This window comes from Pararhizobium sp. LjRoot255 (genome assembly GCF_964252905.1).
GTDB lineage: Bacteria > Pseudomonadota > Alphaproteobacteria > Rhizobiales > Rhizobiaceae > Pararhizobium.
The window spans coordinates 429079-455060 of sequence record NZ_CAXUPQ020000002.1 but is presented as its reverse complement, the minus strand read 5'-3'; the positions used below and the strand labels follow the sequence as shown (position 1 = coordinate 455060).

General features: G+C 60.7%; 26 protein-coding genes and 1 pseudogene. 19 read left to right on the top strand and 8 right to left on the bottom strand.

Going from position 1 to position 25982, the window contains the following annotated elements; genetic code table 11:
• Positions 1-3: 3 nt before the first annotated feature.
• The 9 genes from ACSQ2W_RS21240 (at position 4) to nuoG (ending at position 10113) form a co-directional block, all read left to right on the top strand.
• Complete coding sequence (locus ACSQ2W_RS21240) at positions 4-1479, top strand: NADH-quinone oxidoreductase subunit M (protein ID WP_436088188.1); 1476 nt, start codon at positions 4-6, stop codon at positions 1477-1479.
• On the top strand, positions 1476-2915 hold the full coding sequence (locus tag ACSQ2W_RS21235; RefSeq protein WP_436088187.1) for an NADH-quinone oxidoreductase subunit N: 1440 nt from the start codon (positions 1476-1478) through the stop codon (positions 2913-2915). Before ACSQ2W_RS21240 ends, ACSQ2W_RS21235 begins: the two co-directional genes overlap by 4 nt.
• Before the next feature lie 154 nt (positions 2916-3069).
• Entirely contained in the window at positions 3070-3435 is a 366-nt protein-coding gene (locus ACSQ2W_RS21230) for an NADH-quinone oxidoreductase subunit A (RefSeq protein ID WP_436088186.1), read from the top strand.
• On the top strand, positions 3423-3926 hold the full coding sequence (locus tag ACSQ2W_RS21225; RefSeq protein ID WP_436088185.1) for a NuoB/complex I 20 kDa subunit family protein: 504 nt from the start codon (positions 3423-3425) through the stop codon (positions 3924-3926). Before ACSQ2W_RS21230 ends, ACSQ2W_RS21225 begins: the two co-directional genes overlap by 13 nt.
• Positions 3923-4486 carry an NADH-quinone oxidoreductase subunit C gene (locus tag ACSQ2W_RS21220; RefSeq protein ID WP_436088184.1) on the top strand — a complete coding sequence of 188 codons (564 nt, stop codon included), beginning with the start codon at positions 3923-3925 and terminating at the stop codon, positions 4484-4486. The genes ACSQ2W_RS21225 and ACSQ2W_RS21220 overlap by 4 nt, the downstream gene beginning before the upstream one ends.
• Before the next feature lies 1 nt (position 4487).
• Complete coding sequence (gene nuoD / locus ACSQ2W_RS21215; protein WP_436088183.1) at positions 4488-5702, top strand: NADH dehydrogenase (quinone) subunit D; 1215 nt, start codon at positions 4488-4490, stop codon at positions 5700-5702.
• A 16-nt stretch (positions 5703-5718) separates the two neighbouring features.
• The gene (locus tag ACSQ2W_RS21210) at positions 5719-6231 is read left to right on the top strand and encodes an NADH-quinone oxidoreductase subunit NuoE (RefSeq protein WP_436088182.1); all 513 of its coding nucleotides are present in this window, start codon (positions 5719-5721) and stop codon (positions 6229-6231) included.
• A 4-nt stretch (positions 6232-6235) separates the two neighbouring features.
• Complete coding sequence (nuoF, locus tag ACSQ2W_RS21205; RefSeq protein WP_436088181.1) at positions 6236-7501, top strand: NADH-quinone oxidoreductase subunit NuoF; 1266 nt, start codon at positions 6236-6238, stop codon at positions 7499-7501.
• 32 nt (positions 7502-7533) lie between these two features.
• Entirely contained in the window at positions 7534-10113 is a 2580-nt protein-coding gene (gene nuoG / locus ACSQ2W_RS21200; protein WP_436088180.1) for an NADH-quinone oxidoreductase subunit NuoG, read from the top strand.
• Positions 10114-10184: 71 nt separating this feature from the next.
• Here the strand turns inward: nuoG and ACSQ2W_RS21195 are convergent, their stop codons facing one another.
• From ACSQ2W_RS21195 to ACSQ2W_RS21180, 4 genes are all read right to left on the bottom strand, one after another.
• Entirely contained in the window at positions 10185-10625 is a 441-nt protein-coding gene (locus ACSQ2W_RS21195; RefSeq protein WP_436088179.1) for a CBS domain-containing protein, read from the bottom strand.
• Positions 10626-10670: 45 nt separating this feature from the next.
• Positions 10671-11237, bottom strand: a complete 567-nt coding sequence (locus ACSQ2W_RS21190; RefSeq protein WP_436088178.1) for an NADH-quinone oxidoreductase subunit I — start codon at positions 11235-11237, stop codon at positions 10671-10673.
• A 30-nt stretch (positions 11238-11267) separates the two neighbouring features.
• Entirely contained in the window at positions 11268-12254 is a 987-nt protein-coding gene (gene nuoH / locus ACSQ2W_RS21185; RefSeq protein ID WP_436088177.1) for an NADH-quinone oxidoreductase subunit NuoH, read from the bottom strand.
• Between the two features lie 252 nt (positions 12255-12506).
• Entirely contained in the window at positions 12507-12962 is a 456-nt protein-coding gene (locus ACSQ2W_RS21180; protein WP_436088176.1) for a pyridoxamine 5'-phosphate oxidase family protein, read from the bottom strand.
• Between the two features lie 504 nt (positions 12963-13466).
• Here ACSQ2W_RS21180 and ACSQ2W_RS21175 point away from each other — a divergent pair.
• Positions 13467-14918 carry a PAS domain S-box protein gene (locus ACSQ2W_RS21175; protein ID WP_436088175.1) on the top strand — a complete coding sequence of 484 codons (1452 nt, stop codon included), beginning with the start codon at positions 13467-13469 and terminating at the stop codon, positions 14916-14918.
• 473 nt (positions 14919-15391) lie between these two features.
• Here ACSQ2W_RS21175 and ACSQ2W_RS21170 read toward each other — a convergent pair whose 3' ends face one another.
• Both ACSQ2W_RS21170 and ACSQ2W_RS21165 read right to left on the bottom strand, forming a co-directional pair.
• Positions 15392-15631: a hypothetical protein gene (locus ACSQ2W_RS21170; protein ID WP_436088174.1), complete on the bottom strand. Its 240-nt coding sequence runs from the start codon at positions 15629-15631 to the stop codon at positions 15392-15394.
• Between the two features lie 10 nt (positions 15632-15641).
• A complete protein-coding gene (locus ACSQ2W_RS21165; protein WP_436088173.1) occupies positions 15642-15908 on the bottom strand; it encodes a hypothetical protein in 267 nt (88 codons plus the stop codon).
• A gap of 279 nt (positions 15909-16187) precedes the next feature.
• On the opposite strand from ACSQ2W_RS21165, the gene ACSQ2W_RS21160 reads away from it, so the two are divergent.
• On the top strand, positions 16188-17102 hold the full coding sequence (locus ACSQ2W_RS21160; protein WP_436088172.1) for a hypothetical protein: 915 nt from the start codon (positions 16188-16190) through the stop codon (positions 17100-17102).
• 100 nt (positions 17103-17202) lie between these two features.
• Positions 17203-18558: a PQQ-dependent sugar dehydrogenase gene (locus ACSQ2W_RS21155; protein ID WP_436088171.1), complete on the top strand. Its 1356-nt coding sequence runs from the start codon at positions 17203-17205 to the stop codon at positions 18556-18558.
• A 285-nt stretch (positions 18559-18843) separates the two neighbouring features.
• Here the strand turns inward: ACSQ2W_RS21155 and ACSQ2W_RS21150 are convergent, their stop codons facing one another.
• Positions 18844-19071, bottom strand: a complete 228-nt coding sequence (locus ACSQ2W_RS21150) for a hypothetical protein (protein WP_436088170.1) — start codon at positions 19069-19071, stop codon at positions 18844-18846.
• Entirely contained in the window at positions 19071-19274 is a 204-nt protein-coding gene (locus ACSQ2W_RS21145; RefSeq protein ID WP_436088169.1) for a hypothetical protein, read from the bottom strand. Before ACSQ2W_RS21145 ends, ACSQ2W_RS21150 begins: the two co-directional genes overlap by 1 nt.
• A 247-nt stretch (positions 19275-19521) precedes the next feature.
• Here ACSQ2W_RS21145 and ACSQ2W_RS21140 point away from each other — a divergent pair, with 247 nt between their 5' ends.
• The 7 genes and pseudogenes from ACSQ2W_RS21140 (at position 19522) to ACSQ2W_RS21110 (ending at position 25506) form a co-directional block, all read left to right on the top strand.
• On the top strand, positions 19522-19794 hold the full coding sequence (locus ACSQ2W_RS21140) for a hypothetical protein (protein ID WP_436088168.1): 273 nt from the start codon (positions 19522-19524) through the stop codon (positions 19792-19794).
• 115 nt (positions 19795-19909) lie between these two features.
• On the top strand, positions 19910-20455 hold the full coding sequence (locus tag ACSQ2W_RS21135; protein WP_436088167.1) for a DUF2934 domain-containing protein: 546 nt from the start codon (positions 19910-19912) through the stop codon (positions 20453-20455).
• A 131-nt stretch (positions 20456-20586) separates the two neighbouring features.
• Positions 20587-20838, top strand: a pseudogene (locus ACSQ2W_RS21130) (PRC-barrel domain-containing protein); the annotation flags it as partial.
• A gap of 118 nt (positions 20839-20956) precedes the next feature.
• On the top strand, positions 20957-21163 hold the full coding sequence (locus ACSQ2W_RS21125; protein WP_436088166.1) for a CsbD family protein: 207 nt from the start codon (positions 20957-20959) through the stop codon (positions 21161-21163).
• 382 nt (positions 21164-21545) lie between these two features.
• Complete coding sequence (locus ACSQ2W_RS21120) at positions 21546-21740, top strand: hypothetical protein (RefSeq protein ID WP_436088165.1); 195 nt, start codon at positions 21546-21548, stop codon at positions 21738-21740.
• A 291-nt stretch (positions 21741-22031) separates the two neighbouring features.
• Positions 22032-25127 (top strand): CheR family methyltransferase, encoded by a 3096-nt coding sequence (locus ACSQ2W_RS21115; protein WP_436088164.1) that lies wholly within the window; start codon positions 22032-22034, stop codon positions 25125-25127.
• A 10-nt stretch (positions 25128-25137) separates the two neighbouring features.
• The gene (locus ACSQ2W_RS21110) at positions 25138-25506 is read left to right on the top strand and encodes a response regulator (RefSeq protein WP_436088163.1); all 369 of its coding nucleotides are present in this window, start codon (positions 25138-25140) and stop codon (positions 25504-25506) included.
• Positions 25507-25982: the final 476 nt, after the last annotated feature.

Below are 25982 nucleotides of genomic sequence, written 5' to 3'. Positions count from 1 at the left end.
GCGATGGGGTTCCCGCTCCTTAGCCTTATCGTATTCACACCCGCCGCCGGGGCAGCGGTTCTGATGTTTCTCCGCAGCGACGATGCAGTGCGCTGGAGTGCGCTCAGTGTCACCGTCCTCGACCTCGCTCTCTGCGTCGCTATGCTGGCCGGCTTTGACACTACGACCCACGAGATGCAGTTCATCGAGACGCGCACATGGGTGCCTGCGCTCGGGATCACTTATGCGCTTGGCATCGACGGGATAAGCGCGCTCTTTGTTTTCCTGACCGCGCTGTTGGGCTCGACCTGCGTGCTCGCCTCGTGGGTCGCGATCGACCGCAAGGTGAAGGAGTTCATGGTCAGTCTGCTCTCCATGCAGGCGCTGATGCTGGGAGTGTTCTGCGCGCTCGACCTGTTCTTGTTCTACGTCTTCTGGGAGGCGATGCTGATCCCGATGTACCTGATCATCGGCATCTGGGGCGGTGACGGCCGGGTCTATGCGGCGTTCAAGTTCTTCCTCTACACCCTGGCGGGCAGCGTCCTGTTCCTGATCGGCGTCATCGTACTTTATTTCAACGGCGGTGAGACCTTTGACATCCTGGCCCTCACAGCGCACGATTTGCCGTTCCGTGTCCAGTCCTGGCTGTTCTTCGCCTTCCTGGTCGCGTTTGCGGTCAAGGTGCCGATGGTCCCTGTCCATACCTGGCTGCCGGACGCCCATGTGCAGGCACCGACGGCGGGCAGCATCATTCTTGCCGGAGTGCTCCTGAAGATGGGCGCTTACGGATTCCTGCGGTTCTCCCTGCCGATGCTGCCGGAGGCGTCGGTGTATTATTCGCCGCTGATGCTGGCGCTTTCGGCGCTTGCGATCGTCTATGGCGGGTTGCTTGCGCTGGCGCAGGACGACCTGAAGAAGCTGGTGGCCTATTCCAGCATAAGCCACATGGGCTTTGTGACGCTGGGGATTTTTGCGCTGAACCTCCGCGGACTCGAGGGCGGCATCCTGCAAATGTTCAATCATGGCGTAACGACGGGCGCGCTATTCCTGTTCGTCGGCCTGATCTACGAGCGGACACATACGCGCAGCATAGGGGATTATGGCGGGTTGATGAAGGCGGCGCCGGTCTACACCACGTTTCTTGCGCTGTTCACCCTGTCGTCGATGGCGCTGCCGGGAACGAATTCGTTCGTGGGCGAGTTGCTGGTGCTGTCGGGCGGGTTTGCGGCCAACCTGGCTGCCGGCGCGGCCGCCGTTTTTGGCGCATTGCTGGGCGCGGCCTATCTGCTTGGCATGTATAGAAAGGTCGCGCTTGGTCCGGCAAGCGCCGGCGCCCGGTTCAAGATACACGACGTGAACGCCCGCGAGATGGCTGCGATCGTCCCGCTGGCCGTCTTCGTGCTTTGGGTCGGGCTCTATCCGAAACCCTTTCTCAATATTATTGACGCCTCGGTGAAGCATTTGCTGGCGCACGTGCACAGCAAGGGGAGCGGCCAATGACTAGCGCCGTGCTTTTCCAGTCGGCTCTTGCAAGCCTGCCCGAGATCGTGGTGATCACTGGGGCCTGCATCCTGCTGATCCTGGGACAGTTTGTGCGCAAGGGGCAGGAACACGTCCTTGTCTGGGCTTCCGTCGCCATCGTGCTGATTGCCGCCTTGGCGACACTCACGCTGGCGGGCGAGGTGCGGCCGGCCTACACGGGCATGTTCATCGCCGACCGCTTCGCGGTCTTCTTCAAGTTCGTGTTCTATCTGGCCACCATCCTGACGTTCCTCCTTTCGCGAAAATACGCCGAGATCGAGGGGATCGGGAGCAGCGAATACTATGTCCTACTGCTCTTCGCGCTGTCGGGAATGATGATCATGGCATCGGCGACCGATCTCCTGTCGATCTATGTGGGCCTCGAGCTGATGGTGCTTTGCACCTATGTGCTGACCGGCTTCCTGCGACAGGAGCGGCGGTCGAACGAAGCGGCGCTGAAATATGTGATCCTTGGGTCGGTCTCGACCGGGATTTTCCTCTACGGCGTTTCGCTGGTCTACGGGCTCACCGGCACGACGCAATTGGACGCGATGGCTGCGGCGGTGACCGGCGATCCGCGCGATCCCGGATTGCTGCTGGCGGTGATCTTCATCGTCGCGGGGCTGGTCTTCAAGGTCGGCGCGGTTCCGTTCCATATGTGGGTGCCGGACGTCTATGAAGGCGCGCCGACGACGATCACCGCCTTCATGTCGGTCGGCCCCAAGGCGGCGGGGTTTGCGGTGATCCTCAGGGTATTCCTCAATCCTCTGGTCGCAGCCTCGGACGTTTGGATCATCGTTGCGGTCATTGCCGTGGTGACGATGGCGCTCGGCAGTTTCGTGGCGCTGGTGCAGGATAATTTCAAGCGTCTGCTCGCCTATTCCAGCATTGCCCATGCCGGGTTCGCCACGTTCGGCGTGGTGGCTGGTGGTGCGGACGGGATCGCCAGCGTGATGCTCTACCTGCTGATCTACTCTTTGATGAATCTCGGGATTTTCGGCACTGTCATCATGATGCGAAACGGCGATTTCTCGGGCGAGGTCATCGAAGATTATGCAGGCCTCGCCAGGTCTCATCCTGGGCTGTCGCTTCTGATGCTGCTCTATCTGTTCTCGCTGGCCGGCATTCCGCCGACGGCCGGGTTCTTTGCCAAGTTCTACGTGCTGGTCGCGCTCGTCGAGCAAGGGTTCGTCATGCTGGCTGTGATCGCAGTGCTCTTGAGCGCCGTCGCCGCCTACTTTTACATTCGCATCGTCATGGTGATCTATATGCGCGAGCCGGAGAGGGTGTTCGATCCGGCGCTGACGCCCATGGTGCGCGCCACGCTCGCCTTTACCGCAGCCGGCACCATCGGCATCGGCCTGTTTCCGGCGTGGTTTCTCAGGCTTGCTCAACATTCGGTATTTGGCGGCTGATCTATTGGATTTGCAATGATTCCGCCGACGGAATAGACTGATAATTAAAGAAAGGAGCGCCCAAGTCACTTACTGGGGCGACCGCATCGCCGGTCCCGAATGGGGTCGGTCGCGGCCTGAGCAAGGCTCTCGGTGGTGACCGGGGAAATGCGACATGACTGCAATGGAATTCCTGCCAGTTCTTTTCATGGTCGCCGGAATTGTTCTGGTGGCGGTGGTGACGCTTTTCGTCTCCTCGCTATTGCGCCCGTCCAATCCCTATCCCGAGAAGAACATGCCCTATGAATGCGGCATGGACCCATCGGGCGAGGCCGCCGCGGGCCGGTTCAGGGTGCCGTTCTTTATCCTTGCGATCCTGCTGGTCGTCTTCGATGTCGAGGCAATGTTCCTCTTTCCCTGGGCTGTCGTCCTGAAGGAGATCGGGCTCATTGGTTATGTCGAGATGTTCGTCTTCATGTTGCTGCTTCTCGTGGGCTTCGCCTACGCCTGGCTGAAGGGAGCGCTGGAATGGGAGGAGTAAACAACGCGATCCGCGACAGCGTGCTGTTCACCACGGCTGACAGCATCATCAGCTGGAGCCGAAGGTCGGCGTTGTGGCCTGAGACCTTCGGAATTGCCTGCTGCGCCATCGAGATGATCTCGGCCGGTTGCGCGCGGTATGATCTCGACCGGTTCGGGGTGGTGTTCCGGCCATCGCCCCGTCAGTCTGACGTGATGATCATCGCCGGCACCATAACGCGGAAATTCGCGCCCGTGGTACGCCGGCTCTATGACCAGATGCCGGAGCCCCGCTGGGTCATCGCCATGGGCACCTGCGCCATCTCCGGCGGGGTCTACAACACCTATGCCGTGGTGCAGGGGGCGGAAACCTTCGTGCCGGTGGACGTGCATGTGCCCGGCTGCCCGCCGCGGCCCGAGGCGCTGATGCACGGCATTCTTCTGCTTCAGGAGAAGATAAAAAAATCCCGAGCGCTGGCCGGGACTCCTCTGGAACGGGTCGCGCTGCGATGAGCAAGGAGACGCCTCTCAACCGCGCCCTGATCACGACGCGTTTCGGCGAGGCAATCGACGACCTTGGCTTCGCGCACGGTGTTCATGCCTTTGCCGCTCCGCCTGAGATGATCGTCGAGCTTTGCCGGTTTCTAAAGGAACACCCGGCGTTGCGGTTCAATTTCCTGTCCGACATCTGCGGGGTCGATCATTACCCCGAGGCACCGCGCTACGAGGTTGTGTATCACCTCTATTCGCTGCCGAACAAATGGCGCATCCGGATCAAGTGCCGCCTCGGCGATCCGCCGCAGGTGCCCTCGGTGACGGTGGTCTGGCGCACCGCCAACTGGCATGAGCGCGAAGCCTGGGACATGTACGGGATCAGGTTCGAGGGTCACCCCGATCTGCGCAGGATCTACATGTGGGAAGGGTTCGAGGGCTTCCCGCAGCGCAAGGACTTTCCGCTCCGGGGCTACAAGGACACGCTAAACCCCTTCGGTGCCGAAGGTCCGCCGCCGACGCAGCCGGACCTTGCCACCAAGGACATTCCATTGGGAGGCCGTGCCACGCCGGAGAATTGAAATGACCGAAGTCACCGAGCTCAGCAGGTCTGAAGGCGAAGCGCTCAATACGAGGGAAGTGCTTCTCAACCTCGGCCCACAGCATCCCAGCACGCATGGGGTGCTACGGCTCGTTCTCGAACTGGACGGCGAATATGTCACGCGCGTGGATCCGCATATAGGCTACCTCCATCGCGGCACAGAAAAACTGGCCGAGAGCTTCACCTACACCCAGATCATCCCGCTGACCGACCGGCTCGACTATCTCTGCCCGCCGTCGAACAACTTGGCTTTCACGCTGGCAGTGGAGAAGCTCCTGGGCATCGAAGCGCCGATCCGCGCCCAATATATCCGCGTGCTGATGGCCGAACTGGCGCGGATATCAGGCCATCTCCTGATCACCGGGGCGCTGCCGCTGGACCTGGGCGCCATGACCGCGTTGCTCTACGTGATGCGCGAGCGCGAAATGATCATGGACCTGTTGGAGATGATCAGCGGCGCGCGGATGCACACTTCCTTCTGCCGGGTCGGCGGCGTGCGCGAGGATCTGCCCGACGGGTTCTTCCCGAAGATCCGGGAGTTTTGTGACATCTTCCCGAAGCGCATCGGCGACTATGAACGACTGCTCGATAACAACCGGGTGTTTTTGAAGCGCACGCAGGGGATCGGCGTGATCTCCGCCGAGGACGGTATCGATCTCGGTCTGAGCGGTCCGAACCTGCGCGCCTCGGGCGTCGATTGGGACATCCGCCGCGACGAGCCCTATGAAATCTACGATCGGCTCGACTTCAACGTCATTACCCGCAAAGAGGGCGACTGCTATGCGCGCTGGCTGTGCCGGGTCGAGGAGATGCGCGAAAGCGTCCGGATCATCGAGCAATGTATCGACCAGATGCCCGAGGGGCCGTTCCAGATCGACATGCCGACGATCGCCTTCCCGCTGGACAAGGATCGGGTCCACTGCTCGATGGAGGCGCTGATCCAGCATTTCGACTTGTCGGCCTATGGCTTCAAGGTGCCGAAGGGCGAGGTCTATTCGGCGATCGAGGCGCCAAAGGGAGAGCTCGGCTTCTACATCATCAGCGACGGGTCGCCAAAACCGTTCCGTATGAAGGTGCGGGCACCCTCGTTCGTCAACCTCCAGGCGCTCTTCGGGGTCACCAATGCCCGCTACCTGGCGGACATGATCGCCGTACTCGGCAGCCTCGATCCGGTGATGGCGGAGGTGGACAAGTAGCAGGGATTTGGACACGATGACCATGCGCGAAATGATCGAAGAGGTAGCGGCGCGGTATCCCGATCAGCGCTCGGCGATCATGCCCGCGCTGCTGATCGCGCAGAGGCAACATGGCCATCTGCCCGGCCCAGTGCTGGAAGAGGTCGCCGATATCCTCGGTGTCGAGCGAATCTGGGTCTATGAACTGGCGACCTTCTACACCCTCTTCCATACCGAGCCGGTGGGGATGTTCCACCTGCAGCTCTGCGACAACGTCTCCTGCATGCTGCGCCGATCCGAGGACCTGCTGAGGCATCTGGAGGAGGTCCTCGGGGTCAAGAAGGGCGGCACGACCCCGGACGGGCTGTTCACGCTCTCGACCGTCGAATGCCTCGGCGCTTGCGAGATGGCCCCTGTGATGCAGGTCGGCGACGATTATCACGGCGACCTCGACATCGCGCGGGTCGATGCGCTTTTGGACAGGCTGCGGACGGAGGCGGGACAAGCGACTGGTGCCGATCTCGCCGCCGCAGCACCGCCGGGAGAATAGCGTCATGTTCGAACCGGTTCTCCTCAAGAGTATCGATGTTTTGGATAGCCATCTGCTCTCCACCTACGAGTCCGGCGGCGGCTATCAGGCTCTGGCCAAGGTGCTGCGCGAGTCCGCGCCTGACGAGGTCGTCGAGCTCGTCAAACAATCCAACCTGCGCGGCCGTGGCGGAGCCGGATTCCCTACGGGCATGAAATGGGGCTTCGTGCCGAAGCGGGCCGGCAAGCCGAAATATCTCTGCTGCAACGCCGACGAGGGCGAGCCGGGCACCTTCAAGGACCGGATCATAATGGAGCGTGACCCGCACCAGTTGATCGAGGGCATGGCCATCAGTGGCTACGCTATCGGGGCTGAAATCGCCTATGTCTACATCCGCGGGGAGTACGTGGCGGCGATCCGACGGCTGGAGCAGGCGATCGCTGAAGCCCATGCGAAGGGTTACCTGGGAACACGGATTCTAGGCTCGGATTTCAATTTCGTCGTGCACATCCATTGCGGTGCCGGCGCCTATATCTGCGGCGAGGAGACGGCGATGCTCGACTCGCTCGAAGGCAAGCGGGCGCAGCCGCGTCTGAAACCGCCGTTTCCAGCCGTCGAAGGGCTCTACGCCAGCCCGACCGTGATCAACAACGTCGAGACGCTGGTCTGCGTGCCGCACATAGTGGCGCGCGGGCCGCACTGGTTTCGGGGTATCGGCCCGGATAAGAGCCCTGGTCCGAAGCTCTACTGCCTCAGTGGGCAGGTGCGCAAACCGGGCCTCTACGAGCTGCCAATGGGCATACCGTTGCGTGAACTGGTCGAGGAGCATGCCGGCGGGCCGCCAGCAGGGCGCAAGATCAAGGCGGTGATCCCCGGCGGCGTGTCGGCGCCGGTGATCCCGGAGCGCGGTCTGGACGTTGGGATGGACTTCGACTCGCTGGCCGCTGCCGGCTCGATGCTCGGCTCGGCCGGGGTGATCGTGGTCGACGACTCGACCTGCATGGTCAAGGTGACCACCCGGATCATCGAGTTCTTCCATCACGAGTCCTGCGGCAAGTGCACGCCATGCCGGGAAGGATTGAACTGGGCCGTGAAGGTCCTGCGCCGGATTGAGGCCGGGGAGGGCGCACCCGGCGATCTGGAGCAGCTGGAGATGCTCTGCAAAGGCATTTTCGGCAATACGTTTTGTGCCTTGGGTGACGGCGCAGCGATGGGATTGCGGGCAGCACTTAAGCATTTCCGCGATGAGTTCGTCGCCCATATCGAGGAGCGGAGGTGCCCGTTTCACTGAAGGGGCGCGCTGGGACAGGACTGCGAGGAACTATGGTTAGCTTTACGATCGACGGACAGACGCTGGAGGTTGAGGCCGGCTCGACCGTGCTGCAGGCCGCCCAGTGTTTGGGCATCGACATCCCGACCTTCTGCTATCTGAAGCGGTTGCCGCCGCTGGCTTCGTGCCGAATGTGCCTGGTGGAAATCGAGGGCTTGCGGCGGTTGCAGCCTTCGTGCGCCACCGCGGTCACCGATGGCATGATCGTGCGGACGAATACGCCGCTGATCGACGAAACGCGGTCTTCCATGCTCGACATGCTCCTTGCCAATCATCCCCTCGACTGCCCGATTTGTGACAAGGGCGGCGAATGCGAGCTTCAGGACATGGTGATGGCCTACGGCCCCCGCCGAAGCGAGTTCAGCGATCCCAAACGCGTGTTCCACTCCGAGGACATCCGCCTCAGCCCGGTCATCATCATGAACGTCAACCGCTGCATTCAGTGCCAGCGCTGCGTGCGGATGTGCGAGGAGGTGGTTGGAGCCGTCGCCTTGGGCACCGTCGAAAAAGGCATGGATACCGCGGTCACCGGCTTCGAGGGCAGCCTCGCAAGTTGCGACCAGTGCGGCAATTGCGTCGAGGTTTGCCCTGTCGGCGCGCTGATGAGCTTCCCTTATCGCTACAAGGCGCGGCCCTGGGATCTGGTCGAGACCGACACGGTCTGCCCGCATTGTGGCACCGGTTGCCAACTGACAGTGGGCACGCGCAAGGGCGAGTTCATGCGGGTGCGCTCGAAGTGGGACGAGGGGGTCAATCGCGAAACGCTCTGCGTGCGGGGACGCTTCGGCCTCGATTTCGTCACGAGTCGGGACCGGATCAAGCGGCCGATGATCCGCCGTGATGGCGTCCTGGTTCCGGTTTCCTGGGACGAAGCGGGGGACTATCTGCGCCGGCGGCTCTCGGCCGTCGAGAGCAAGGCTGCCGGCGGGCTGGTCTCGCCGCGCCTGCCCAACGAGGTGCTTTATCAGTTCCAGAAGCTGATGCGGACGGTGTTCCGCACCAACAACATCGACTGCTCGTCGCGCTGGTCCACGCCCTTCGATACCCTCGGTCCGCTGGTGGCAGGCTTTTACAGCCGCGCACCGCTGGACGACGTGATTGCCAACGACTGCGTGCTCATCGTCGGCGGCAACGTGACCGAGGAGAACCCGGTCACCGAATACCTGCTGCGGGACGGCGCGCGGCGGCGGCACACCGGATTGCTCATGCTCTCGGCGCGGCCATCCCGCCTGGACGCCGATGCCCGGGTGGTGGTTCGCGTGTCGCCGGGCGGAGAAGCGGCGAGCATCGCGGCGGTGGTAGCCGGGCTCGTAGAGGCGGCTGGTCAGGCCATGCCGGGCGACGCTTTCGCCGACATCGAAGCGACAATCGACAGGCTGGCGGTGAGCACTGGCGGTGACGGGCCGGGTCGTCTGGCCACTGCGCTCAGGGAGGGTCGAAGCGTCACCGTGCTTGTCAGCGTCGAGCTCCTGAGATCACCTGAAGCGCGCGCGACGCTGCAGCAGCTCAACAACCTGCTGCGGGTTCTGCGCCTGCTCGGCAAAGGTCCGGCCATGCAGTTCCTTTTCGATCGTGCCAACCAGATGGGCGCCTGGGACATGGGCGTTCTGCCGGCGGCTCTGCCGGGCCTGCAGGCGGTCGCCGATGACGCTGCGCGCACAACTCTCGCACGGAACTGGGGTGCCGAAATCCCGTCTGAACCCGGCGCGGATCTCGATGCCATGCTGGAGCTCTGCGCCAGCGGGCGGATGGGCGCGCTCTACATCGCCGGGACCGACCCCCTGATCGCCTATCCCGACGGGGAGTTTGTGAGGCGGGCGCTTGGCGGCGCCGATCTCCTGATCGTGCAGGACACCTTCCTCACGGATACGGCAGGCCTCGCCGAGGTCGTCCTGCCCGCGGCGGGTTACGGCGAGGAATCCGGCACGTTCACCAACAATGAGGGCCGGACCCAGAAGGTCCGCAAATTCCGCGAACCTACCTTCGAGGCGCGAGACAATCTGGCGATCTTCGACTTCGTCGCGGCGCTCCGCAATCAGGCGCTGCAGCCATCGATGCGAGGCGAAATTTTCGACGAGATTGCCCGGCTGGTTCCGGCTTATCGGGGGTTGACGCAGAACGGGCTTGGGGCCGACGGCGCATTCACCAAGGTGGTGCCGACGCCACCGGCCGGCGAGTTCTTCGCCGCGCCGCCTGCCCCGACAGCAGCCGATGGGCTCACGCTGATCACCGGCGACTGCCTGTTCCACAACGGATATCTTTCCGAACGCTCAGAGATAATGAATACGGTCGCCAACGACCCTTATGTCGCGATGAGCGCGCAGGATGCCGCACAGCTTTGCCTTTCGGATGGCGATCAGGTGGTTGTGCGTTCCGCCCGGGGCGAACTGACAGCGCAACTCAAGGTCAACAGGCAGTTTCCCAAGGGCCTCGTCTTCGTGCCGGAAAACTACAGGGCCTTGCGTCTCAACAGCCTGATGCGGCGGGGTGAATACCCATGCCCGGTGGAGGTCGAGAAGGTGCACCCCACACTTGAGGTCAACCGCACAGGACGGATCTGGCGTGGGGTCTGACGATTTGGGGTGGGACACTGCAGTGCCCTGGCAAGCTGCCTGACCAGCGTCTGCACGTCGAGCTGGCGATGTCAGTGATACCTGGTCCCGCAGATGTAATCCTGCAGATCCTGCTCCGTGCGCTGCGCTTCGTCGAGCCTGTGTTTAACCACATCGCCGATGCTGACCACGCCGACAACGTCGTCCTCATCCATGACCAGCACATGGCGCGTACGCCGCTGCGTCATGATCCCCATCGCGACGGGTAGCAAATCCCGTGTCGAACAGGTCGCCACATTGCGGTTCATAATGTTCGCGACCCGCATCGCCGCCGCCTCGGCCCCGTATTCCGCCACCGCATTGCAGCAATCTCGCTCCGACAGCGTACCGAGGTATTCGCCGTTCGATTGGCTGACGACGACGAAGCCGATATTGTTGTCGCGAAACAGCCTCAAGACTTCCACCATCGTCTGATCAGGAGCGACCGCGATGACACCGACACCCTTGTTCTTCATGATTTCACCGACAAACATATGAGCCTCCTGCTCGATCGCTTCGGTTTGACAGCTGGCGCGCGTTCACGTTCGCCGGATATTCCGCCACCAGTTGTAGCCCTGCGTCTCTTTCGTCTCGACCAGCACGTCCTTCTTCGTATTCAGGCGCGCGGCAACCACGCCGCCACCGGTTGCCGCCTTGCCCGGCTTGGCGAGCAGATCGTCGCGCCCGATCACCAAATCACGCGAGGAAAAACTCGAAAACTCATATTGTTGGCCGAGCGCGATCGCGTCTGCGGGGCAGGCGTCCTCGCACAGCCCGCAGAACAGACAGCGGGCCGTGTCAATCTCGAATTTTGCCGGGCGGCGGTTACCCTTCTCGTCCTCGTAGGGGACGACTTCGATGCAGTCGCAGGGACAAATCCGGGCGCAGAGTTCACAGGCCACGCATTTGATCTCACCCTCTTCGTCGCGCTTCAAGAAGTGATGCCCGCGGTAACGCGAGTAGGGTAACCATTTTTCCTTGTCGGGATACTGCATGGTCACGGATCTGGAGAACATGTAGCCGAAGGTCAGAGCCAAGGCATTCGCCAGATCGGCGAAGAACCCCCAGCCGATCCATACTCCGATTGTGTCTCGTGCGCGCGACATCGCCGCCCCGCTGCTGAGCCTCTGCGGCTCCTAAAAGAAAATAACACCAGTTATAATTATGTTCGCCATTGATAGAGGAAGCAAGACTTTCCATCCGATCGCCATCAGCTGGTCATAGCGATAGCGGGGGAACGTGAAGCGGAACCAAATAAACAAATAGATGAAGAACGCGACCTTGAGCAGAAACCAGAGAAGCGGTGGCAAGGGGACCAGCACGCCGTTCCAACCGCCGAAGAACAGGATCACCACCAGAACCGACACCAGCAACACGATGGCGTATTCGCTGACCATGAAGAACGCGAAGCGGATACCACTGTATTCGGTATGGAACCCGGCCCCAAGATCACCTTCCGCCTCCGCCAGGTCGAAGGGAATGCGTTGCGCTTCGGCCAATCCGGCGACGAAGAACACAAAGAAGCCGACCGGTTGGTAGACGATGTTCCAGACGTCGGCTTGCGCCCGCACGATATCGAGCAGGCTCATGGACTGCGCCAACATGACCACGCCGATGACCGCGAACCCCATCGGGATCTCGTAGCTGATCATCTGTGCGCAGGTCCTGAGGCTGCCAAGGACCGCGTATTTGCTGTTGGCGGCCCAACCGCCGAAGATGACGCCATAGACCTCGATTCCGATCACCGCGAAGACGAAAAGGAGCGCTACGTTCATGTTGGAGACATAGAGCGTGATCTCGGCGCCCAGGACCGAGACGGTCTCACCGAAGGGGATGGCGACGAACACAACAAAGGGCGGGGCGAGTGCCAGGATTGGCGCCAGCTTGAACAGGAAGCGGTCGGCCTCGGCGGGGATGTGGTCCTCCTTGGATAAGAGCTTGATACCGTCCGCCAACGGCTGCAGCAGCCCGTGCCAACCGACGCGCATCGGTCCCATCCGCTGCTGCATGTGTCCGGCGATCTTGCGCTCCAGCCAGGTCAGCGGCAAGGGCAGCAGCAGCAGGATCGCAATCAGCAACGCGACTTTGAAGACGATCAGGCCAAGGGCGACGATAAGTTCCATGATCCGCCGCTACTTATTCAACGGGTTGAAACACGTGACCGGACTTTGGCTCCGGCGATACATTGAGCACTTTGCGCACTGCTACACGGTACAACGGCGACGCACCACTGACAATGCCATCACAGTCACGCCGTCGAGCATTCCCGTGCTGATGGGCCATTGATCCGAATTCCAGCAAGATGCCGGGCCGGTCTCGCAACCGGCCCGGCAATTTGACCGGCATCGGCGGTACAAGATCAGCCGACTGCTGGGCTAAACATCCCCGTCGACTGCCATCCGTCCAGTTACCTTGATTATGTCAATTCCATAAAACAGGTGAGGCGAAGCGCTCACAATCGCTTGCGGTGTCGGCTTCAATGCTCCTGGCTCCCACCAATTTTTGTGCTGTTCAAGAATTGACCACGCATGAATGCGCTCGTGGTGCCATTGGTCGGTGTCGGGAAACTCCTGATACTTCCCGTAAATGACGGCGCTTCTCCAGCCGCGGCCATCCGAGATCTCGTCGATCTCCACGCAAACGTGAGGGTTCTCGCGCATCCAGTCGATCTTTTGTCCCGGCATGGAGAAGCTATAAAGGCAATTGCCGTCGAGGGCATAATGAATCGGGACGATATACGGCCGGTTGCCTCTGACGCAGGCTAGTCGTCCCAGGCGGCTGGCGGAAATCAGGACGATGCATTCCGGACGCGTCATTTCCTTGACCATCATCGCATTTGGCTCCCTTTTTCGGCGCTAGGCTTGACTCGGCACCAGGTTTCACAATGAAAATAATAACAGAAAAAACGTCACTTCATTTTGACGCGGCGCAACGATCTCCGGAGCCAATCTCCTGAAAGTGACAAACCTTCGGGCTCATTTAGGAGCCTAACAGGCACTGCATATTTTCCGTCATGTATCTCCCCTGGTCGCGGGACACCCTGCAACTGGCGCCGATTTCGCCCGGAGAATGGGGCGGGCTGCTTCTGGCGGCTTCGTCCGTGCTGGTCGTGATGGAACTCGACAAATGGCGCCGGCGCCGGAAGAAAGTTTCGGCCAAAACGCGCGGATGACGAAACTGCCTTCGCGCGGGAGATCAATTCGCTTGTCGGCATGGCCAGGAGGACCGCGTGCGGGAAATAACGGGACTTCCGATAAGCGCCCTTGCGGATTATAGTCAAAAACAGTCCGACCTTTCGGCCTCCGGGAGCTGACACTTCCGAACAAGGGAGCCAAATGACCCCTCTTCCGATCCTCGAAAACGTCGATGAAGCTGTCAGGTCCTCTGCCGACAGTTTACACGGCCCGTCACCGGGTGAGGATCCGGGCGTCCAGCGTATTCTTGAGGCGCTTCCCGAGCCGATCTACACGACGGATGCCAGCGGCCGGATCACGTTTTACAACAGTGCTGCAGCTGCGATGTGGGGCGTCCGACCCGAACTCGGCAAGGCCGAATTCTGCGGCTCCTGGAAGCTCTACTGGCCCGACGGCAGGCCGTTGCCGCACGACGAATGTCCGATGGCGATAGCGTTGAAGGAAAAACGCGCCAATCGCGGTTTGGAAGCGGTGGCAGAGCGCCCCGATGGCACCCGTATTCCCTTCCTTGCTTTCCCGACGCCGCTGTTCGACGAAGCGGGCGATCTTATCGGCGCCGTCAACATGCTCGTTGATCTTACCGACCTGGCAATCGCCGACGAGGCGGCGCAGCGGTTCGCCGCGATCGTCGAATCCTCGGACGATGCGATCCTTGCCAAAGACCTGAATGGCACCATCATCAGCTGGAATCCCGGTGCTGAACGCCTGTTCGGCTACACCGCCGCGGAAGCCGTCGGCAAGCCTGTCGCCATGCTGATCCCGCTCGACCGTCACAATGAGGAGCCGGAGATCCTCAGCCGTATTCGCCGCGGCGAACGCATCGATCACTACGAAACCATCCGGCGACGCAAGGATGGAAGCCTGATTGAAATATCGCTTTGTGTTTCTCCGATCAGAAACCGCGACGGCAGGGTTATTGGCGCCTCGAAGATCGCCCGCGATATTACGGAGCGCAAGCGTGCCGAGGAGCAGCAACATCTTCTCATCCGGGAAATGGATCACCGGATCAAGAATCTGTTCACGGTCGCAAGCAGCGTCGTCTCCCTCAGTGCTCGGTCGGCAGACACGCCAGCCGAACTGGCCTCGGCGGTGCGAGACCGCCTGAACGCACTGGCGCGGGCACATGCGTTGACCATCCCCAGGACCTCTGACGTGAGCGGTAAAACCGAGCGGGCAACGACGACGCTTCACAGTTTGATCGGGACGATCGTGGCGCCCTATGACGGCGATTTGGCCGGCCACCGGCCGCGGGCCAGCGTGGTCGGCGCGGATATTCAGATCGGCGGCTCGGCAGTGACCAGCTTCGCCTTGCTGCTGCACGAGTTCGCCACCAATGCGGCCAAATACGGAGCCTTGTCCGTTCCTGACGGTGCGATTGACATTTCCTGCCATGAGGACGGGGAGCGGTTCATCCTGACGTGGACCGAACACGGCGGGCCGCCAGTCGAGCGCAGGGGCGATGGCGAAGGATTCGGCACGCTTCTCGGCAAGGCGACAGTCCGAAACCAGTTGGGTGGGGAAATCGTCCGTGATTGGAAACCCGAGGGTCTGTCGATCCGCCTTTCCGTGGCGCGGGAGCGGCTCTGCGCATAGTGCCGGCTTGAGTGGGCTTAGGTTTTCGCAAGCGATTTATCGTCGCCTTTCTCAGCTCAGGCCGGAGAATGAAAGAACGGCGATCACAATAACGACCAGTGCTGCGACCTCAGGCTGTCCGCTTTGGACCGACCTCGGCTGTCTTCATCAGCCGCCAATTGCGCTATTTCCCCAATTGGTTCGAACGCCATGTCGGGCGGGGTCGTGTAACCTCGCGTCCCTGTAGGCACGTAGCCGATGTCGAGAGCTTCACGCTTCGGATTCGCCACAACGACCCCCTATATTCCCTCCACAACTCAAAAAAGATTGAACTTGTTCCACGGGATTCGTTCCCCCGCAGGGACTGTTGCAAAACGTGATGACTGCTCGATGGGCGTGGATTTTTTGCATCAGGCATTTCAACGAGCGATTTCAGGTCGCTGTCATCAATCCAGTTGGCCACGGATAAACTGGTAGTCCTCTCGACCCGGAAATCAGCCCTCATTCGGGGCATCGTCCACCTTCGTCCAGATCAGGGACCATTCGTCGTCACCGCCCTCATTGTAGGTATAATGACCATGATCTGAAATTTCGGCGCCCATCGTGACGAATTCGGGCGGCGCGAAGCCCGGCAGGTCGATGATGCGCAGCACGTCGTAGATTCCCGCCAGCGTCGTCACATTCTTGATGTCCTGTCGACCACGGGCCTTGATTGTCCATGCGTAGTGGGTCATTGCACCCCTCCTACCGCGGCACGGAATCGGCGGCTGGCCAGTCATTCGTGGGGTCAGGGTCCGTCTCGCTGATGGCGTCTGCCGGGTCCGGATCTTCGGCATAGGCGACCCTAAGATGCTTTAACACCTCTTCCATCGCGTTGATCGCCTCGATCGTCCCCCAGCCCTTGGTATTCGCGTCAGCAAGGATAGTCTGCATGGCGCGTTCAACTGCCTCCTGGCAGGCAAGTTGGCGATCTGCGTGGCTAACTGGATGTTTTGCTGTGTCTACTGACATCGCGCCCTCCATCGGCAAGAACATCATGAATTGCCAATTTGTTCCTGAAGACAGGGCGGACCCGCTTCGCGGCTCGTTCCTCCAGTTCGACCATCCGTCCATTCCTTAGCGTGCCAAGAGCTCCGCAGCGCCATTCGGTGATCCCCGGCTGGACGATGATGACATCTTCATCTGAATGCTCCTTGCAGCCACATGAGAGAGACACTGGTGGCGTTGACTTCCCGATACTTGAACTTCTGCATCGATCTCGCGTTGTTCTAGCGGAAAGGGAAGCGGAGCATGGTGAGCAAAAACCATACCGGCCACAAGCCGCAGCAAGCAGGTGTGGCGGCGTCGTTGCCTTATGACCGGCGGACTGTCGAGCGTTTCATGGAGGCGTTCCCACGGGCGCGCTGGAATGACGAGCAAAAGGCGTGGTTTGTTCCCGGAAAGACGGCCGCACGGAGAATCGACCGCTGGCTCGCACAGGAGGCAGCCGATCAGGATGCATACGGGGACCAGAAGGGACGCGATGCCTTCGAGTTCGACCCAATACGAAGTCCTTACCTCGAGCCAGTGGATGCTGACCTGCGGGTCCGGACGCCGTATTCCCGCACGGTCGTCGAGGAGCTAAGGGCTATTGCCTGGGCGCATTGGGACGAGGATCTGCGCGTCTGGCACGTGCCGTACCGGTCCTACGAGGAGCTGCGGCGCCGGTGGCATACGATTGAACAGGCCGCGCAGCGGAACGAGCCGGAGGCGAGAAAGCGTCGCCACCAAGAACGCCGAAATACCGACGCGGGCAGGGTGGCCAGGATGCAGTCGGCGGAGAGGCGTCGCCGTCGCTATCCGGTGCCACCGGAGGAACGGCCGCCCCTCGGAGTCCCGGTATCGACGCCTGCATACGGCATCGTCGTATTCACCGATATCACCGGAGAGTTGGCCGAGACCAAAGCCCTGAGCGCCTTCTACCCCCACATTGATGACCGGGATATGGTCTGGGCATCATGGCGAAACCCCAATCTCGATGAACTCGTCGCGACATGGCCGGCACGCACCGATCCTGGATCCGACCAACGCCGCCGAGGCTGGTGGCAGCCGACGATTGGTGAACTGCGGCCAGCGCGGCGCGCTGCCCGAAGGAAGCGGGTGCGTGGTTCCGTGGGCCTGGACGACGGCGAGAGGGGAACGCAGCCGTCAGGGTCCGTGCGCTGACGGTGGAGCCAACCGCTCGTTGGGCAACAGGGAATATTTCGCGATGCCCTTGCGTCTTACTACACTCACTCGGCAACCTTCTGCTTGAGGAACGACGATCATGAATTCTCTGAGAACTCCGCTCCTTACGGGTCTTCCAACCATCGTTCTGTTTGCAGCGGTCGCGGCCGGTTGTGTCGGCCCCTCTGCACAGAGAACGGCAACGACAGCGACGAACGGCGGCTACGGCTCCGATCCGGTGCTGCCCAAACCGAAACCGACATTGATCCCGACGATCAACATTGCCGAAGCTACGGGATGGCCGGGTGGCGCGAGGCCGAAACCGGCGAAGGGCCTGAAGGTGAGAGCCTTTGCCGGCGGCCTCGACCACCCGCGCTGGATGCATCTGTTGCCGAACGGCGACGTGCTCGTCGCCGAGACGAATGCCCCCGCCAAGAAGGACAGCGGCTTCAGCCTGCGCAAGGTCTTCATGGCCCAGGCCATGAAGCGGGCGGGTGCTGCGACGAAGAGCGCCAACCGTATCACGCTCCTGCGGGACACGGACGGCGATGGTGTCGCCGACCTGCGCACCCCCTTCATCGAGAAACTCAACTCGCCGTTCGGCATGGCGCTCTTCCAGGGAAAGCTCTATGTCGCCAACACTGATGCGATCGTCGCCTATCCCTATTCCTCCGGTCAAACCCGGATATCGGCACCGCCGCAGAAGATCGTCGACCTGCCGGCCGGGGCCATCAATCATCACTGGACCAAGGACCTGATCGCCGGTCGCGAAAGCCGCAAGCTCTACGTCACCGTCGGGTCCAACAGCAATGTCGGCGAAAATGGCATGGCGGCAGAAAGAGACCGCGCCGCAGTGCTGGAACTCGATCTTACCAGCCGCCGGACACGGGTTTTTGCTTCCGGCTTGCGAAACCCCAATGGGCTCGCCTGGAACCCGCAAAGCGGCAGGCTCTGGGTGGCCGTCAATGAGCGCGACGAGATCGGTGACGACCTCGTCCCGGATTATATGACGTCGCTGCGCGACGGCGGCTTCTACGGTTGGCCTTACAGCTATTTCGGCCAGAATGTCGATGTTCGCGCCAAGCCGCCCCGGCCGGACCTCGTGGCCAACGCCATCAAGCCCGACTATGCCCTTGGCGCGCACACCGCTTCGCTGGGGCTAACCTTCGATCAGGACTCTTCGTTTCGGCCGCCATACCGCGGCGGTGCCTTTGTTGGCCAGCACGGCTCATGGAACCGAAGCGTGCACAGCGGCTACAAGGTGATCTTCGTGCCATTCCGCGACGGCAAGCCGGCAGGCCGGCCGAAAGACATCCTCACCGGCTTCATTGGCGCCGGCGACAAGGCCATGGGCCGCCCGGTCGGCGTCACGTTCGACAACACGGGCGCCCTGCTGGTCGCCGACGACGTTGGCAATGTTATCTGGCGGGTGACGCCGGCCCAGCGCGGCAAATGAGCCACCCTTTGGGCGCAGCGACGGAGGCTTGGGGTCGAATGCGGCACGGGGAACGGTGTCGAGCCGGATGGGGCGGTGAATTTCGAGAACCTCGACGCCGGCAGAGCGCGAAGCCATGTTTGCCTTCGCGCAGTCGTTGCAAGAGGACGTTCATCGGGCTGGACTTGATGACCAAGGGGCTCCGGCGAGATCTCCCGATCGGTGGGGTCGCGTTGTTCTTCGTGAGCCATGCGCATCAGGAATGGGCGGTTTTCTAGCCTCCACGCGACAGTCTGCCAAGCCGCATCAGCCGTCGGCGTCCACGGCGCGTTCGTCGTAGTTGAGGTCCCATTCCTTGTCGACCGGCTTCTGGCCGGGAGGCGTTTTGTGGGCCGTGGCATCGTCGGATCCCGTAATGACACGCGGTTTGGCACTGGTGACGCCATTGTTGTCGCTGTGCTTCATCGGCTTTGCGAACTGCCCCTTCGCATCCTCGTGGATTTTCTCGACAGGAGTTTGAGTTTTGTCGGCCATCATTTGTCACCCTTGGTCCTGCTCCAGTCCTTCAGCTTATTGCGATCCGGATCGTTGAGATTTTCGCCGGCCGCATCGCGGTCGTTCTCGGGATTGTCTACCGCGGGCAGATATCCGCGAGGCCTTGTTTCTTCAGGCCCTTCCCAGCGTGGCGACTGATCGGTCGTTCCTGCCGGGCCTTGTTTGGGCGTTTCCCGTTCCATGTCTGCTCTCCTTCTCCATGATAACTTCGGAAGGACGAAGATGTTCCAGGATCCTCGCAGCCTGACATCTTGACGACCCCGACAACCGCAACACCGTTCGGCCAACCCCGAAAGCCAGTTTGGGCAAGGATGGCCGCGATTAACCGCTCCTCTCTTTGTCACGTCGCCGAATTTCCTGCTGCCATTGGGTCGTTTCGCGAAGTTGCGCGTTTATCACCGCATAGACCTCATCATTCAGGAGACCATGATGACCAAGGCTTACGATCTGTCCGACTTTTCCGAAGAGGAGCTGACCTCCCTTATCGATGAGGCAACGAGCCGCCTGCGACATATCAGACGCCAGAGCCGTGATCCGGAGCGTTCAACAAGCGTGGATGGTTCGAAGGGGCAGGATGTGGCCGATCCTGAGCACGGCGTCATCCCCACGCCCACACCACACGAAGTCAAGGACGAAGGTTCGGCACGCGGCGTTCCGGACCCGTTGCGGAGAGTATCCCCGACCCCAAAAACAAGCACCTAATTTGTCACCGCGCGTTCGCCAGGCAGAAGGACGCCGGATCAGCCACGCATGGCATTCGTCTTACGCGGAACATTGTGATCCTTCGATCGTTTGGCCGAGCATCAGGAGACCCGAAATGGAAAGCGATTGGATCAAATGGCTGCGCGAGCGAGCCTATGAATTCTGGGAAGAGGAAGGCCGGCCCGACGGGCGACACGAAGACCATTGGCGCCGCGCTGAGGCTGAACTCTCCGAGCGAATGCATCTTCTTCAGGACGCCAAACAAGTGGCGAAACAGGCTCACGAGGGCCAGACCGACAAACTGGGGTCTGCCTACATCCGACACTGCGAGCGCGTCGCTGCCGCGGTCTCAACCAATGATGAGAAAATTGTCGCCTATCTCCACGACGTGGCGGAAAAGGGACCGGGGTGGACGCTTGATCGTCTCGAGAAAAACGGCTTTCCCACGGCGATCATTGAAGCAGTCGATGCGCTCACCCGCCGGACAAACGAGGATGATCTGGAATTTGTCAAGCGAGCATGGTCGAACCAATTGGCACGGCCGGTCAAGGAAGCCGATTTGCGCGACAATCTCCACCAGGCGGAGCAGGCCGGTTTGGAAACCGCAAAGTATCTGCAGGGACTGGAGGCATTCTGTGAACTCCAATCGAAAGTCGATTGAGTTTTCGACGCTTCTGCGCGACTTGAGAATCGCGCAGGCAGCGCCGGCTACGGCAGAAGTGTGAACCGTCCGGATGCCCAAGTCTTGCCGTCTCTGCCCGGGAAAGGCCCCTCGGATTCTGTCCGACATCCGAAAAGCGTGGCGGGCGCGTTGCCTATGCTGTGATGAGCTTCGGCGGCTTCCTGGGAATCGGCGATGACTACTTTCCCCTGCCGTGGGACGTGCTCGACTACAATACGGATCTGAATGGCTTCCAGGTAAACATCACCAAGGAGCAGCTCGAGGGCGCTCCAAGGTATTCGCCAGACCAGGACTTTGACTGGAGTGCCGAGAGCGGCCGACGCGTCTACGATTACTATGGAATTCCACCCTATTGGGTGTGATTACGCAAAGCCGCAAGCAGCGCGCTGACTGATGGCGGCTGGTTTTTGTTGGCGATAAATCGAACCAATCCGGTTCTCAAAGGTTTCTTCCATACCGTAATAACCGGAGGAAACCGATATGGATTGGAACCGCGTTGAAGGTAACTGGAAGCAGTTCAAAGGTAAGGTCAAGGAACAGTGGGGCAAGTTGACCGACGATGACCTTGATCGGATCGCCGGCAAGCGCGATCAGCTGGAAGGCACGATCCAGGAGCGCTACGGCCTCGAAAAGGATCGTGTGAAGGCTGACATCGACGCCTGGTGCAATCGCCAGACCTGGAACTGATCGTTCATCACGAAACCCCGCTCCTGGCGGGGTTTCTCGTCTCCGAACTGATAGTCGACGAGGAGAATTTAGTGTGAGCACGCCCGTAAATCCTGGCCCGGATGATCCGGGACTACTTCCGCCGGTCCCGCCGATCCGCTACGGCGCAACGAGAAGCGCGGGCGCTCGGCTTTGCTACCTCGAGCCACCTACACCACGTGCCGGGACACGATCCAGCCAATCTCCGAGTGGCCACTAGGGCGATACCGCGGCGAACAGAGGAAAAGAGCGTTGACGTGAAAGCGGCCGTCCATTTCCAACCCAGCAAGGTTTATTGGAACATTGGGCGCACGTGATGAGTTTCCCGAGAAGTTCAATCGCGCAAGGAACGAGGTGACCTGTGTTGACCTTTGAAGATGCCCTCATCGTATCCAGCGAGCGCGTAGAAGATTGCCGCGAGGAACTTGTGATCTACATCAACGATCTCTTTGAAACATTCGAACGATTCGGTTTTTCTCGCGCGGAAATCCTCGTTGCTCTTGCTGATCTGACCGGTCAGGAGTTCGCCACGCTTTCAGGCAAGCGAGTGATCCACTAACGGCCGAGGCTCCCCCGCTTGCCTGGTGTCTCTGGACGCAAGGCCCGGTGCGCAGTTACCTCATGAATGAGTATGTCTGAGATTGCCTTTCTTCTAAATTACCGACGGCTTGCGCACTTCCAGAGCCAAACGCCTTTCGCACGATACCGAACATCGAGGCACCAGTCAGCCAGGAGGCGCGATGATTGCCACAGCGGCAATGCTTGCAGCCAACGTGGTCCGGCGCGTAATATAGAACCCGGGTCAAAGAGTGAATTCGCGCGTCAGTATGCTTTGATCCAAAGGAATTCCATGGCGACCGATTCTCGAAACTTCCCCATCGTCGGTATCGGCGCCTCCGCCGGCGGCATTCCCGCCATGGAAGGCTTCTTCAAGGGTCTCCCGGACAACTGCGGCATGGCGTTCGCCGTCGTCACGCACCTCAGCCCTGAGCGCGAAAGTCTGCTGCATGAGGTGATCGGTCGATATACCGACATGGTTGTCAAGGTCGTGGAAGACGACATGCCCGTTGAGCAGAGCACCGTTTATGTCATGCCGCAAAACGCCATTCTGACCATCGATGATGCCCGGCTGCGCATTCACCGGCCCGATGCCAAAAATCGGGAACGAAAGCCAATCGACATCTTCTTCAGCACCTTGGCCAAGGACCAGGGTGAACGTTCGGTAGGGATCGTCCTCTCCGGCGGCGACTCCGATGGTACGCTGGGCTTGAAGGCCATCAAGGAAAACGGCGGCCTGACGATGGCGCAACTCCCGGATGGATCAGGCCCTCGCAATCCCGATATGCCGCAGAGCGCGATCGCCAGCGGCGTTGTGGACCTCGCCATTCCGGCTGAAGAAATGGGGCAGAAGCTGATCGCCTTAGCACGCGGATTCGATTTGAATGGTGATCCGGGCGAGAGCGCGTGGAAGGCAGAAGAAAAAAAGCTCGATGCTGCGCGCGAGGCAATCTACGCCGTGCTGCGCGGTCAGTCGGGCCATGATTTTTCCGGGTATAAGACCAAGACGTTTTTCCGCCGCGTGAGACGGCGCATGCAGCTCGCCCAAATCACATCGGCCGAGACTTACATCGGACGGCTGAGGACGGATCCCGGCGAGGCGCAAAGCCTGTTTCGCGACCTCCTGATCAACGTCACGACTTTCTTCCGCGACGCCGACGCGTTCAAGGCGCTGGGTGAAATCGTCATACCTCGCCTGTTCGAAGGGCGCACCACCTCCGATACGGTGCGTGTCTGGGTGCCGGGCTGCGCGACCGGCGAGGAAGTCTATTCGATCGGCATTCTTCTACGTGAGTACATGGACACCCTCACTGAGATTCCGCGGGTGCACATTTTCGCGACCGACATCGACGAGCCTGCCATCGCGGTGGCACGCGCAGGGCGTTATCCCGAAGCGTTGCTTGAGGGGGTTTCCGCTGAGCGTCGGCGACGCTTCTTTGACATCGACGGCGCGAGCTATGTTCTAAGCAAGGAGGTCAGGAAACTTTGTATCTTCTCGCCCCACAGCGTGATCCGCGATCCACCCTTCTCGCGGATGGACCTGGTCTCGTGCCGAAACCTGCTCATCTATTTCGGCCGTGACGTGCAGGAGCGTGTCATCCCAGCCTTCCACTACGCCTTGAAACCAGGCGGCTACCTCTTCCTCGGCTCCTCGGAAAGCATCAGCCAGCACGGCAACCTGTTCGCCACAGTGGATAAGAAACACCGTCTGTTCCAGGCGCGCGAGCACGCCGCAAACGCACCGCGCCTGCCGCCGATGCTTGCCAGCAGCCTGTCGACCGGCGGCAATGCTCGCTCCGGCGAACGGAGCCCGGCGGCGCGCTTTCCGCTGCGCCAGACGGTGGAAGCCCACGTGCTCGAGCGGTACTCACCCGCACATGTCGTGGTCAACGCCGAAGGTGATGTGGTGTACTACTCGGCGAAAACCGGTAAATATCTCGAGGCGGCTCAAGGGGCGCCGACGCGTCAGTTGGTGACGCTCGCGCGCCGCGGCCTGCGCCTCGACTTGCGATCGGGGCTGCGCGAAGCAATTGAGACGCGTGCCACCATTGTGCGCGACAACATCGCCATCGATGAGGCCGAAGACCGTGTCCAATTCGTGACGCTCACCATCGAGCCACTTGCTGATCACGGTCACGGCGAAGCGCTGTTCCTGGTGCTTTTCGCGCCGGTGGGCGAGGCTCAAAATCGGACGGAAATAGAGCACGAGGTGCGAAGCGCCCGCGGCACGGCGGACCTCGAGCGCGAGGTGCGCGATACGCGCGAGCGCCTGCAGTCGACGATCGAAGAATATGAGACCGCGTTGGAAGAGCTGAAATCCTCCAACGAGGAACTGGTGTCGGTCAATGAGGAATCGCAGTCGACCAATGAGGAACTCGAAGCCTCGCGGGAAGAGATGCAGTCGCTCAACGAAGAGCTCAATACGATCAATGCTGAGCTCGGCGGCAAGCTGGAAGAGCTCGACCGGGCGAATAGTGATCTGAAGAACCTTTTCGAAGCCACGCAGATCGCCACGGTCTTCCTCGATCGCAATCTGGTCATCCGCAACTTCACGCCCGCTGCCTCGACGTTCTTCAACCTGCGCCCCGCTGATGTTGGCCGCCCGCTGACCGATCTCGCCACGCAGCTCGATTATCCCGGCTTGAGGATGGATATTGCCGAAGTATTCAGGACGGGAAACACGATTGAGCATAGGCTTGCCCCTGACGTCGAGGGCGCTCACTATCTCGTGAGACTGATCCCCTATCGCGACGGTGACAGTCGGATCGAAGGCGTGGTGGCGACCTTCATCGACATCACTCGACTGGCCGAGTCCGAGGAACGCCAACGTCTGCTGATCTCGGAATTGAACCACCGCGTGAAGAATATGTTGTCAGTCGTGATCAGCATCGCCAACCATACACTAAAGAACGCATCCTCACCCCAGGCGTTCAGTGAGGCGCTGGTCGGGCGGCTGCATTCAATGGCGCGCGCCCACGGCCTGCTATCGCGCGAGAACTGGGCCGAGGCGGCGGTCGATGAACTCATCCGACAGGAGATAGAGCCTTACGGCCTTGGTCGATTTGAGATAGGCGGACCGGCGTTGCGGCTGAAACCGCAGCAGGGACTGTCCCTCGGGATGGTGATCCACGAACTGGCGACCAACGCCGCCAAATACGGTGCACTGTCCGTGCCCGAAGGCAGGGTGGCCTTGGAGTGGACGAGCAACGGGAAGACGATGGCTCTCAAATGGCGGGAGCGCGATGGACCTCAGATCGATGAGCCGGAGCGGACCGGTTTCGGCTTCGCACTGCTAAAGGGCGAGATAGGTTACCGGCTCGGCGGCACGGTGGGAACTTTTTTCAATGCAGAGGGTTTGGAGGTGCAATTCTCCTTTCCGCTGCAATGAGGCAGGGTTTATGGCTGAGCAGCCACGCGTGCTGATCGTCGAGGACGAGTGGCTGGTCGCCGAGGACTATTCCTCGACGTTGCGAGCGGCAGGTTATGCGATTGTCGGTCCCACGCCCTCGGTCGAAGGTGCACTGGCGCTGATCGCTGACACCAACACTGAGCTGCGGGCGGCGCTGCTCGACATAAACCTGAACGGAGAAACGTCCTATCCGATTGCAACGCGACTCGCTGAACGCTATGTACCTTTTGCATTTATGACCGGCTACGCGACAAGTGACTTGCCGCCCTCGTTTTCCGGTCGGATGGTCGTCAGCAAGCCCATATCCGAAACGGCACTCCTGGCGACGGTTGGCAAGCTGCTGGCGGTGCGAAGATGAAAGGCATCGTTTGGCGATCACGCCATGGCGGTATTCTGATTGGCGCTTGATCTGCACAAAATACTCGTGCGGGAAGCGGTTTTTTCAATATGCCGACGGGCAGTTGCACATTGTCTGCTTCTGTCATCTCGCAACCGGTAACTCCAGGTTGTCAATCCTATTTGGTTCTTCCTCGGTCCTGCACGTGATCTTCCGCTGCAATTAAACTGTGGTCTCATCGCTTTCCTTCTGTGCCCGGCCCGCTGCTCTGCGAACAGCGGGCCCAAAAGTTTACGTTCTGAAATGCCGCATGCGAGACAGGAGCGGCACATTCGCAACATCGAAAATACCGGATTGTTCCGGTGCACAGATCACACTCGATGAAAGACGAACTTTCGTCGTTACCAGACGGGAAAGCGAGTCCGGTTTTTCCGAAGGTGAGCTGAGCTTCCCAACCGATCAAGTAACGAGCCGGCTGCCTGATGCCGGGCGCGCGA